Origin of the sequence: Pseudomonas sp. GM21 (genome assembly GCF_000282215.1) — a bacterium.
GTDB lineage: Bacteria > Pseudomonadota > Gammaproteobacteria > Pseudomonadales > Pseudomonadaceae > Aquipseudomonas.
Genome location: NZ_AKJS01000088.1, coordinates 49,621 through 61,500 on the forward strand (window position 1 = coordinate 49,621; position 11,880 = coordinate 61,500).

10 protein-coding genes are annotated in these 11,880 nt (G+C 57.3%); 4 read left to right on the forward strand and 6 right to left on the reverse strand.

Annotation, left to right across the window (positions count from 1 at the left end; all coding sequences use genetic code 11):
• Positions 1 to 145: 145 nt before the first annotated feature.
• The 3 genes from PMI22_RS14555 to PMI22_RS14545 all read right to left on the reverse strand — a co-directional run bounded on the left by PMI22_RS14555 (position 146) and on the right by PMI22_RS14545 (position 3,399).
• Positions 146 to 1,441 (reverse strand): OprD family porin, encoded by a 1,296-nt coding sequence (locus PMI22_RS14555; RefSeq protein ID WP_007945974.1) that lies wholly within the window; start codon positions 1,439 to 1,441, stop codon positions 146 to 148.
• A gap of 131 nt (positions 1,442 to 1,572) precedes the next feature.
• Positions 1,573 to 2,028, reverse strand: coding sequence for a type II 3-dehydroquinate dehydratase (locus PMI22_RS14550; protein WP_007945976.1), 456 nt, complete (start codon positions 2,026 to 2,028; stop codon positions 1,573 to 1,575).
• 15 nt (positions 2,029 to 2,043) lie between these two features.
• Entirely contained in the window at positions 2,044 to 3,399 is a 1,356-nt protein-coding gene (locus PMI22_RS14545) for an MFS transporter (RefSeq protein WP_007945977.1), read from the reverse strand.
• 167 nt (positions 3,400 to 3,566) lie between these two features.
• On the opposite strand from PMI22_RS14545, the gene PMI22_RS14540 reads away from it, so the two are divergent.
• Both PMI22_RS14540 and PMI22_RS14535 read left to right on the forward strand, forming a co-directional pair.
• Entirely contained in the window at positions 3,567 to 4,451 is an 885-nt protein-coding gene (locus PMI22_RS14540; RefSeq protein WP_007945978.1) for a LysR family transcriptional regulator, read from the forward strand.
• A gap of 380 nt (positions 4,452 to 4,831) precedes the next feature.
• Positions 4,832 to 6,223 (forward strand): MFS transporter, encoded by a 1,392-nt coding sequence (locus tag PMI22_RS14535; RefSeq protein WP_007945979.1) that lies wholly within the window; start codon positions 4,832 to 4,834, stop codon positions 6,221 to 6,223.
• A 44-nt stretch (positions 6,224 to 6,267) separates the two neighbouring features.
• On the opposite strand, the gene pcaG is transcribed toward PMI22_RS14535, so the two are convergent.
• From pcaG to pcaQ, 3 genes are all read right to left on the reverse strand, one after another.
• Positions 6,268 to 6,870: a protocatechuate 3,4-dioxygenase subunit alpha gene (gene pcaG, locus PMI22_RS14530; protein ID WP_007945980.1), complete on the reverse strand. Its 603-nt coding sequence runs from the start codon at positions 6,868 to 6,870 to the stop codon at positions 6,268 to 6,270.
• Positions 6,871 to 6,882: 12 nt separating this feature from the next.
• Positions 6,883 to 7,602: a protocatechuate 3,4-dioxygenase subunit beta gene (pcaH, locus tag PMI22_RS14525; RefSeq protein ID WP_007945981.1), complete on the reverse strand. Its 720-nt coding sequence runs from the start codon at positions 7,600 to 7,602 to the stop codon at positions 6,883 to 6,885.
• Between the two features lie 125 nt (positions 7,603 to 7,727).
• Complete coding sequence (gene pcaQ / locus PMI22_RS14520; protein WP_033049248.1) at positions 7,728 to 8,657, reverse strand: pca operon transcription factor PcaQ; 930 nt, start codon at positions 8,655 to 8,657, stop codon at positions 7,728 to 7,730.
• A 130-nt stretch (positions 8,658 to 8,787) separates the two neighbouring features.
• Here pcaQ and PMI22_RS14515 point away from each other — a divergent pair, with 130 nt between their 5' ends.
• Positions 8,788 to 9,717 carry an alpha/beta hydrolase gene (locus PMI22_RS14515; RefSeq protein WP_007945983.1) on the forward strand — a complete coding sequence of 310 codons (930 nt, stop codon included), beginning with the start codon at positions 8,788 to 8,790 and terminating at the stop codon, positions 9,715 to 9,717.
• A gap of 235 nt (positions 9,718 to 9,952) precedes the next feature.
• Positions 9,953 to 11,880 (forward strand): beta strand repeat-containing protein (locus PMI22_RS14510; protein ID WP_007945986.1); only part of this gene is annotated, 1,928 nt, incomplete at its 3' end.

Below are 11,880 nucleotides of genomic sequence, written 5' to 3' on the forward strand. Positions count from 1 at the left end.
AAGACGTCGCAACGGACTTTTCCGTCCGACAGAAGCCCTCACTTGACTGGTTGCTGGCTCCGTGTAGGTAAAAAGCACCAGTACAACCCGGCTGCGTTCGATCCATTTCCTTTCAGATGAACGCAGCGTGCTCAGCTAGACGGTGTTACAGCAACGATATCGGGTAGTTGATGAAGATGCGGTTTTCGTCAAACTCGTTGGTGCTGAAGTTTTTCCGAATACTTGCATTTCGCCATTTGACGCTCAGGTTTTTCAAAGCGCCAGACTGAATGGTATAGGCCAACTCCGATTCGCGGCCCCATTCCTTGCCATCGGTGATAGTGCCTGTGTGCACGTTGTCGCCACTGATGTAGCGGTTCATCAACGTCAGCCCCGGGACACCCATTCCGACGAAGTTATAGTCATGGCGAACCTGCCAGGAGCGTTCTTGGGCGTTGTCATAGCTAGAGTTGTAGCTGTCGTTCGCCAATGTGCCGCCACTGGAACCGTTGACCCGCATCCACGCGTTTTCACCAGTGAGCTTTTGCAGGCCAACATAGAAGGTGTTGCCACCCAGTTTGGCGGAGAACAGGCCAAAGGCTGTCTTGTTGTCCAGATCACCGGCCAGGCTGGCGCCGTTTTCCTTGCCCGTGAAATAGCCCATATTGGCGCCTAGAACCCAGTCACCTACAGGTTGGCTGTGGTTCAGGCTGAAATATTGCTGCTGGTAGATATCTTCAAGTTCGTCGTACCACAGCCCAACCGTGGTGCGCTTCTCATTGAAGTTGTATTCACCGCCGGCGAAGTTGAAGCGGTCGGAGGTGAACGCCGCTTTGCCGTTCATGGACATGTCTTCCATGCTGGCGTCATTGCGCGGGCTGTTCTGGCGGATTTGACCGCCATACAACGACAACCCACCGATTTCCTGCGAGGTGATCTGAGCACCTTGAAAGGTCTGGGGCAACGAGCGACCGTCATCCGAACGCAGAATAGGCAGGGTACTGACCCATTCGCCCACTTTTACAACCGTCTTTGAAACCTTGGCCTTGGCGGCAACCCCCAGCCGTCCAAAGTTGTCAGCAGGCTCTCCATCACCATGGACAGGCAACAGCTGCGTGCCGGCAGTGCCTTTGCCCCCGTCGAGCTTCTGCGAGTAAAGACCCAGAACATCAACGCCGAAACCTACCGGGCCTTGGGTATAGCCGGAACGGGTATCGAGGATAAAGTTTTGCGTCCATTCCTCAGCTTTGTTCTGTGGATTGGCAGCATTCGGGTAGGCGGGATTGACGAAGTTGCGATTGATGTAGGCGTTGCGCAGATTGAGCGTGGAAGTCGCGCCCTCGATGAAACCGGCGTTTTCATCGGCATGAACAACCGTCGCCGAGCCGGCACTGATTGCCAGGGCCAGGCCAATCAAGGAGTAATTTGCGGGCACGTTACGGCGAAAAACAGTGGGATGCATATTGGTTTTCTCGCATTCAATTATTTTTTTTTTTGGCGGTGTTTGCAGCCGACGCCTGAATTTCAGACGCAGGCGGCTCTGGCAAACATCTGCCGAGAGACCGCCGTTCAAGCGTTTAGCGAAGAGGGGTGTCAGCTGTTGGAAGCCTGACGACGCAGCAGGTCATCAATGGCCCTGATGGCGAGGGGATAACCGTCGGCCCCCATGCCGCAAATCACCGCATTGACCGCGCCAGACATGATCGAGTGGCGATGCAGTTCATCACGTGCATGGATGTTCGACAGATGCAGCTCAATCAGCGGTGTGCTGAGCAGCTTCAAGGCATCGAGCACCGGAATCGAGTGAAACGAAAAACCGGCCGGGTTGATGATCAAGGATGCGCCTTGTTCAAAAGCCTCTTGAATCCAGTCGACCATCACGCCTTCGTGGTTGGTCTGGCGAAAGTCGCATACCAGGTCAAGTTCCTCAGCGAGCCTTTCACTGCGTTGACGAATCTGATCGAGCGTGGTGTGGCCATAGATGTGCGGCTCACGACGACCCAGCAGGTTCAAGTTCGGGCCGTTAAGGATGAAGACGGTGCGGTTCATGATCGTCCTGCTGCGTTATTTGGAAAGAATGGCTGAAGCGCGAGTGTCGACCGCATCGTCTTTGGCGACGGCGTTAAGGTCGATACCACGGGTTTCACGACCCATGCGGATCATGGCCAGCGAAATCAGGTTGATCACGACACACAGGGTTACCAGAGGCCATGGCGAGTTGTTCGACTGGGCAAACAGATAAACCGCGATCATTGGCATTGGGCCGCCGATCACCAGGTTGGCGCCGGTGTAAGCCAGTGCGGAACCCGAATAACGAACCTCGGTAGGGAACGCTTCGGCGAAGGCCACCGGCTGAATGCCGCTCTGAAACTGAACGAAGCCCAGGAACAGGCCCATGATCGCCATGATGGCGGCGACGTTTAGCGTGTTGAGGATCGGGAAGTAGACGAACAGGATCAGCAAGGTCATGCAGGAACCAAAGGTCAGTGCCTTTTTACGGCCCCAACGGTCGGACAGATAACCACCGGCCAGCGCACCGAAAATCGCGCACATGTTAGCCACCATCAGCGACATGAAGCCGGTCGATTGGCTAAAGCCCAGGTGCTTGGTCAGGTAGCTGAGGGAGAAGATCACGATCAGATAGAACAGTGCAGCGGGCGAGCAGAAGAAAAACATCAAGCGCAGGATGGTTTTGTAGTGGCTGCCGACAGCGGTTTTGAGCGGGCTTTTTTCCTGCTTGGCCGGGGTCTTTTTCAAGGCGACGAATGCTGGGGTTTCATCGACTTTCAGTCGGATGAAGATCCCGACTACCACCAGTACGAAACTCATCAGGAACGGGATCCGCCAGCCGAAGCTTTCAAATTGTTCGCTGGAAAGTGTCGCGGCCAGGCCCATCAATACGCCGTTGGCCAATATCTGACTGAGTGGCGAGCACAAGCCGAGCATGCCGGAATAGCGCCCGCGACGGTCTGGGGATGCGTGCTCCAGCGCCATCAGTTGCGCACCGGTGGACTCGCCGCCCAGCGCGAAGCCTTGAATGATCCGCAGCAGCACCAGAAGGATCGGCGCCCAGATACCTACCTGACCATAGGTGGGCAACAAGCCCATCAATACCGAAGCCAGACCCATCAGGGTCACGGTGGCCAGCATCAGGTTGCGGCGGCCCACTTTGTCACCGAGGTAACCACAGGTAATCGCGCCCAATGGGCGAGCGGCCAGACCCACACCGAAGGTTGCCAGCGAGGCCAGCAGGCCGGCCGTTGGTTCCATCGCCGGGAAAAACAGCTTAGGCAGAATGGTTGCCGAAATCGCGCCATACAGCGTGAAGTCAAACCACTCCAGGGCAGTGCCAATGGTCGCGGCGGTCACCGCTTTGCGAGGCATGCGCGAATCATGAGTCTCGTGACTGGTTGTGCTCATTGATGTGCTCGTCGTTGTTTTTATGGTTACGGAATACCCACACGATTCCACTAGGGCCCAGGCTCTGGCAGGAAACGTCGAAGTGAGTAGACGTTAACGCATCTTGCTTGCAGAATAATTATCGAAATCCAGACAAATAGATAAGCTAGCCTTATGAGTGAGGGTTAATGGAACTGCGTCACCTAAAAGCCTTTGTGGTCGCCGCCGACCTGCAACACTTCAGCCGGGCGGCCGAACAGTTGGGTATTGCGCAACCGGCACTGAGCCAATTGATGCGAACGCTTGAGTCCGAACTGGGGCTGGCTCTGTTCCGGCGGGAAAATCGCGGGGTGGCGTTGACCGCCGCCGGCCTGGCATTCCTGCCGCATGCGCGCCAGTCCATCGAGTCCAGTGAACTGGCAACCGCCGCGGCCCAGCGTGCCCGGCGCGGGGAGGTCGGCGAGATCAACATCGGCTATCACTCAGCCTTGTTCGAGGCCAATCTGCCGCAATTGCTGCGTTACTATTTCAGCACGTTTCCCGAGGTGAACGTATCGCTGGTAGATGCCGGTATTCGTGCGCAGTTTGACATGTTGCTCGACCACAAGCTGGATCTTGCCTTTGCCCGGGTGTTCAAGGATCACCTGCCAGACCGTTTGCGCACCCATCATTTCAGTGAGTCCAACCTCGTTCTGCTCATGCCGGACAACCATGAGCTGGCAGAGAGCTTTACCGGAGAGTTGGCGACGCTTCGGCACGAGAAGTTTGTTTTTCTACACGACACCGCGGGTATCGGCTTGACCTCACACACCCTTCAGGCCTGCCGCCAAAACCAGTTGCATCCCAAAAACATCATGTATGTTCCATCGCTGATGAGCATTCCTGGATTGGTTGCCGCGGGCATCGGCTTGAGCATCGTGCCTGAAACGATGACTCGGTTGACCATGCCGGGCATACGGATTGTGCCGTTGGCTCAACCGGAAATGGTCAGTGAACTGTCGCTGATTTCACGGATCGATGAGCGTTCAAGCGCGGTGTTGCACTTCATCGAGGAGGCACACGGGTGGGGATAGCCCCATAACGCGATCTGTAGATACCGTTTTGAACCTCACCAGGCAATCGCGTTTTGTCAGACAAATCCCAGACGCAGCCTCGCGTTGCTCCTCAGCTGCTACGGGGTGGGTGGTGAGTCAGAACTGGTTGAGGGGATTTGTAGCAGCTGTCGAGCAGCGCGAGGCTGCGTCCGGCTGCGAAGCAGTCGTAAAGCCTGGGATTGCGGTCTTCCTGAAACACCATATCGTCTGATATCACGACTGCTGCGCAGCCGAACGCAGGCTTCGCCAGCTGCTACAGGTCGTGTTGCGGCTTAGGGGATCGGCATTAGCGAAACGTGTTGTACACCTGATTCGATAGTAAAGTGTCGAGCATCGTCGCAGCTAAACAGGGATGACCGATGTCTCAACGCCGCTCAACATTGATCGCCCTGTTGGTAGCGGTCACGTTCTTTATGGAGAACCTCGACGCGACGGTGATCGCCACCGCGCTGCCGGACATGGCCAGGACGTTTGGTGTGCCGGCGGTGGATGTGAGCATTGGAATGAGCGTGTACATGCTCGCGGTTGCGGTGTTCATCCCCATCAGTGGCTGGCTGGCGGATCGCTTTGGCTCACGCCTTGTATTCAGCGCGGCGATCGTACTGTTCAGCCTGTCTTCGTTGATGTGTGGGTTGAGTGAGAGCCTGGAAACCTTTGTCGCCGCGCGCGTGCTGCAGGGTATCAGCGGCGCGATGATGGTACCGGTCGGGCGTTTGGCGGTGCTTCGCACGACCGAGAAGAAAGACCTCGTGCGGGCAATTTCTTTTATTACCTGGCCCGGTCTCGTTGCTCCGATACTCGGGCCCCCCTTGGGCGGTTTCATCGTCACCCACGCTTCCTGGCCGTGGATTTTCTACCTCAATCTTCCGCTAGGCGTGCTGGCCTTGATAGCCGCGCTGGTGTTGATTCCCAGGCAGGACCACGTCATTGCCCGGCCATTCGATTTCACTGGCTTTCTGCTCGCGGGCGGCGCCAGCGCTGCATTGTTGTTCGGTGTGGAAATGCTGGGGCAAAGTCATGCCAATGTGTTGCCGGCACTCTCACTCAGTGGTGCAGGCGTAATACTCGGTGTTTTTGCCTGGCGGCATCTGCGTCGGCATGCGCAACCCTTGCTGGCGCTGGGTGTTTTGGAAATTCGTACCTTTAGTGTCTGCCTGTGGGGCGGCTCGATTTTCCGGATCGCCATCAGCACCTTGCCATTTCTCCTGCCGTTGATGTTCCAACTGGCCTTCGGTCTTTCGGCATTGGATGCGGGGCTACTGGTATTGGCCGTCTTTGCCGGCAATCTGGCGATGAAGCCGTTCACCACGCGAGTGATGCATCGTTGGGGATTTCGTCCGGTGCTGATGTTCAACGGCATCCTCGGCGTTCTGGCGATAGCCGCTTGTGCATTGCTCGATGAGCACATGAGTCGGGCGCTGGTTCTGTTGGTTCTGTTTGTCGGTGGCTTGTCGCGATCCATGCAGTTCACCGCGTTCAACACGCTGGGCTTTGCCGATGTCCCTAAAGAGCAGATGAGCGATGCTTCCACCTTGTTCAGCATGTTTTTCCAACTGAGCATGGCGATGGGGATTGCCACGGGTGCGTTGCTGTTACGTTTCTCCATGAGCATCCACGGCAACACCGCGCACGCAGAGACGGCGGACTTTCAGCTGACGTTCCTGTGTGTTGCCGTGCTGGCGGGAATCGCATTGCTGGATAACCTGAGACTGCCACCGAAGGCGGGTGAGTCGGTGTTGCAGCGAGCATAAGTTCGGGTGTTGAGCACTTGCGTCTCAACACCGTGCCTGGGTCGTTAGAAGTCGAAGAACACTGTCTCCGCTTCGCCTTGAATATGGATATCGAAGCGGTAGGCCAGCTTCCCGTCAACCATGCAACGCGTGGCGATCAGGGATTCGCGCCGATGGGGTTGTTCGATCAGATTCAATACGGGATCCACAGCATTCGCCTCTGGTTCGTCGTCGAAATACAGACGGGTCTGCAAGTGGATGTTGATGCCCCGGGCAAACAGCGACACGTTGATATGCGCGGCCATGGGAACGCCCGAGGCATTTTTCAGCACGCCGGGCTTCACGGTTTTGATCGTCCATTCACCGACATCGGTCGTGGCGGTACGCCCAAAACAGTTGAACGGTTTTTCCAGGTCGTAACCGGTGTCGTAGACACCCTCATGATTCGCCTGCCAGAACTCCAGAAACGCGTCACGAATCAAGTGGCCATTGCCGTCATAAACGTGGCCCATCACAAGAATGTGCTCACCTGGCGCGCCAGGTTTGGCCATGTCGCTCCAGATTTCCTGTTCCCTCGGTGGGTTGCCGGCAGCCTCCAGCGCCAAGCCGATATGGACATAGGGGCCGGCGGTTTGCGACGGGGTTTCAGGCAGAAGTTGAACGGGCATACGCAGGCCTCCTCAGCGGTTTTCGAAGTGGGTCTTGCGCTGACCGCGCAGGACGATGTCAAAACGATAAGCCAGGCAATCCATAGGATTGGCCATGCTCATATCCAGTTTGGCGATCAGACTCTGCACCGCCTCCTGATTCGAGATTGACTTGACGATCGGGCACATGGGGATGAGCGGGTCACCTTCGAAATACAGCTGAGTAATCAAACGCGTGGCAATTGACGGGCCACTGATCGAGACATGGATATGGGCCGGGCGCCAATCGTTGGGACCGTTGCGCCATGGGTAGGGGCCAGGTTTGACGGTGCGGAAGCTGTAGTTGCCATCGCGGTCAGTCAACGCACGGCCGACACCGCCGAAATTCGGGTCAAGGGGGGCAAGGTAGCTGTCTTTTTTATGCCGGTAACGGCCACCGGCATTGGCCTGCCACATCTCCACCAGGGTGTGGGGAATCGGTTTGCCGTACTGATCACACACTCGACCGGCGACGATGATGCGTTCACCAATGGGCAGGCCGCCGTGATTGAAATTCAACAGCAGATCGTTATCGTGCAGACCCATCTTCAGGTGGGAAAAATCCGGGCCGCTGGATTCGGATAAGGACTGGGGGATGCTCACCAGTGCCTGGCGGGGCGAGCGCAGGATCGAAGTCTTGTAGTCAGGGGTCAGGGCTTTGGGATGCCAATTACGGTCACGAATGACGAAGCGGCTGTCGTGCGCATCAGACATGTCGTTTTTCCTGTTCTTATGGTTGGACGGAGGCAGTCACTGCGTTGGCAGCGACGTGTAGCCAGTTTCCTCCGGGACGACCCAACCCAAAATTGAAAAAAACGACTTGATCCATATCCAAACGGTTATGGATAGTTTCCCTCACGACATTCTTGCCCGACTTCGCGCAGTGCATCCACGCACCACTGCGCCGCTGGTGTCACCGGCAACGCAGGATTGGTGCACAGCCCCACGGAGCCGCCGGGTTCACGCATTCCCAGATCCAGCTCCACCAAATCACCTTGCCTCAAATCCTGCCGGACCGCGTCAAATGGCGCGACCCAGATGGCCTGGCTGCATTGTACGTAGCGTCGACTCAGCGCTATCGATAACGTTTCCAGGCGTTGGTGTGATGGGGTGATCCCGTGCTGCACAAACAGGCTGTCGGCGAATTTTCGGATCGTCGTCCCCGCCAATGGCAGGACCAGCGGATAGCTTTCGAGGTTTTTATGCCCCACTGGATCGGCGAGAACCGGGTGGCCCGTGCGGACCACCAGGGTCATTGACTCGCTGTAGAGGTGTTCGAACGCCAGCCCCAGGATCAATGGGCTATCGGTCATCCTGCCCACCACCAGGTCCAGTTCACCGAGGCGTAGCTGTGACAGCAAATAGGCACTGGGCCCGGTCACGACACTGACCACCAAGGCCGGATGTCGCTCGTGTAAGCGGCGGACCATTTCAGGCACCAATAAACTTTCGACGGTGGACAGCACCCCGAGCTTCACGGCAATGGGCTCATGTACACCGGAGCGCAAACTGTTGACGCCTTCGCGCAGCGATTGCACGCTCGGCCCTGCATACCGCATAAAAGCCACGCCGGCCTCGGTCAGCGTCGAGCCTTTTTTACCCCGTTCAAACAGTCTGGCGTCCAGCAGCGACTCCAGCTCTTTCAGCGTCTTGGAAAGCGCCGGCTGGCTGATGGCCAGTTTGTCGCAAGCGCGTGCCAGGCTGCCTTGGCGTGCCACTTCGAGAAAACATACCAGATGACGAAATTTGATTCGGTTATCGATGTTCAATCGGGCGCTCTGCCTTCGTGGTAGGGAATCCATTAATGTTGGATGTGTAGTGTTTTTGTGGCGGTGGTCCAGTGTTGCGCTGCTCATTTTCTGCTTTTGACGTGATTTTTCACAGGGTGAGTAACTGCTTATGGCTGATTCGGTTGAAACAGTCGAATGTTCAACTGACCTGAACTCAGGCACGGGCTCACTCGTAGAGAACAAAAGACTCGCTCAGCGCCCACTGACGGTATCCACAGCTGTTTGTGTGATGTTGATTGTATTGGCAGGTTGCGCCGATCCAGGCCGGCATGCCGAGACGTTGGCGCGCAGCGGCCAGTTGCAGCGAGGCCAGGTCAATACCGACCGCTTTGTACTGACCAGCTTTTACCGAATAGCCAATCCTGACCGGCCGCTCACTGTTTATATCGAGGGCGATGGATTCGCCTGGCGATCCCGAACGATTCCTTCCGACGATCCCACGCCACATGTTGCGACAGGCCTGGCGCTGGCGGCGGCTGACCCGGAGGCCAACATCGTGTACCTGGCGCGACCCTGCCAATTCACGCCGCAGGCACTTGATCGTCATTGTGATAAGGCCTACTGGACCGACAAGCGCTTTTCCGAGGAAGTGGTCGCCACGATGAACCAGGCCGTCACGCATTATGCGGCGCAGGTACCGGGTCAACCCATCAATTTGATCGGGTATTCGGGAGGCGGTGCGCTGGTGGTGTTGATTGCCGCCCGGCGTCACGATGTCGCCTCGCTGCGCACCGTGGCTGGCAATCTGGATCATGCCGAAGTCAATCGCCTGCATCAGGTGTCGGCAATGCCGGCGTCGCTCAATGCCATTGATGTTGCGCGTCAGGTCGCTGCCATCCCTCAGATTCACTTTAGCGGAACCGATGACAGCGTCGTCCCTCCTTTAATTGCGCAACGATTTGTGAGCGCGACCGCCAGTCGATGCGCGCGCAGCATTTTCGTGGCGGGAATGAACCATGAGAGCGATTGGGCGCGCCGCTGGCCAGACCTACTCAGGTTCTCGCCATCGTGCGGGGCGAGTCTCCAGAGCCTGCCTTAGCGCGGTTCATAAGTTTTCAACGTTATTCAGCGTTCGGTGGGGCGGGGCTCAGTCCAATTAAGAGCAAGCGTTTGGCTCGCATGCGTTACTGCCGCATGGAATTCGTGGCGCCTGAAACAAAACAAGAGCGCGTGAACGGATAAATTTTTGATCGATTTTCTGCTTTCAAAATCGACGGGGCTGAAGTCTGCCAGAGATACATGGCGACTCAGACCCTCCTTAGGTGACCGTTGTAATGAATCGTATTTTTAGCGTGTGCGCACCGGTGGGGCTCTTGGCGTCAATGGTGCTTGGCGGCGCGATCCTGATGGCGCCGGGCCTGGCATTCGCCGCACCCGCCGGTTACCTAATAGTCACCAATGACCCCGGCTCGTTGAATACGGCGAACCAGCAAAGCGCCCTGGTGCCCTCCAGTGATATCTATTTCTATCCTTCCGCCAATACGCCATTGACCATCAATGGCGCCATGTTCGGCAATAGCGCGACCCACTCCTACATCGCCAATGGCGTTCTTGTTCAGAGCGCAGGTCAGTCCGCGTTTAATTATCTGGCTGTCGGGGAGGGCGCCGCTATCCCTGGGGCCGTCGGTGCACTCACTGTCAGCGGTGGCACGCTCGACATGACTCAATTACAGGTGGGTGATTACGGCGGCAACGGTACGGTGAGTCAGACAGAAGGCACGGTAAACTTCGGTGGCCTCGAAGCCGCGCTCAATATCGGCAATCAAGGCGGCACAGGACGATACGACATTTCCGGCGGGACGTTGTCGCTCAACCATACGCTCGTCGACATCGGACGTAACAGCGACGCAAATCCGGCCAGTAACGGCTCGCTTTCTATCAGTGGTGATGCTGCGGTGAACGCCAGCGCCGGCAGCACGATCATCATTGGCAATTGGGTACAGTCGAACACGCCAGGCACAGGCATTATCGATCAGACAGGCGGCACGCTCTCCATCGATGGCACATCGAAGCTTTACCTTGCTGCTTTCGGCAACGGTACCTATAACCTGTCCGGCGGCACACTTCAGATTGGCGGCAATTCACTGTCGGGGGTCTTCAACAATAAGGGTGGCAGCTACAGTTTTAATCTCGGTGGGGGTTTGATCCAGGTCATCGGCTCGACCTTGAATACCAGTGTCAATGCCCATCTGAGCGGGAACGCCTCGACCCTCGATACGAATGGTCTTGGGGCAGTATGGTCGGGCATTTTGTCAGGGGATGGCAGTCTTACGAAGGCTGGCGGTGGAACGCTCACGCTGACGGGACTCAACACCTACACCGGCGGCACGACAGTCACCGGCGGCACTTTGTCGGTGGGCCGCGATGCTAACCTGGGCGGCGCCAGTGGTGGCCTGACGCTGAACAATGGCACGTTGCTGAGCACGGCCAATATCACCAGCGAGCGCGACATCAACCTCAACGGCGGTGGCACACTCGACAACGGTGGTCACAGCGACAGTTTCTCTGGCGTGATCGCTGGTAGCGGTCCGCTGACGCTGGCGGGCGGCGGCAGGACGATGCTTTCTGGTGCGATGAACACCAGCCTGATCAACGCCAGCACCCTGCAGCTCAACAAGACGATCAATGTTGCCGGCAATTACGAGCAGGGCGCCGAGGCTAGCCTGATCCTCGGTGTGGCCAGCAACGCCGTGTCCACCGGCGATATCACCGACAGCGGCTATGGTCGCCTGGTGGTGGCCGGGACTGCCAACATCGCCGCTGGCTCCACGATCGGGTTGCAGAAACTGAGCAGCTATGGCTTTGCCCAAGGCCAGCGTTACCTCGTGGTTCAAGCCAATGCCATCGGCACCCACTACAATGCCGACAACCTCCATTACACCGTTGAAGGCTACAACGCCTCCGGCACCAGTGTGGTCAGCGGTAGCAACTCCAATTTATTGGTTACGGTAGGCAGCTCTACGGCATCGGTTGCAACGCCACCGGATATCACACCCCCTGTGGATGTCACACCACCGGAAGTCACGCCACCGGTAGTGGATGTCACACCACCAGAAGTTACGCCACCGGTAGTGGCTGTCACACCGCCGGAAGTCACACCGCCGGTTGTGGCTGTAACACCGCCGGAAGTCACGCCGCCGGTAGTGGCTGTCACGCCACCGGAAGTCACGCCGCCGATAGTGGCTGTCACACCGCCGGAAGT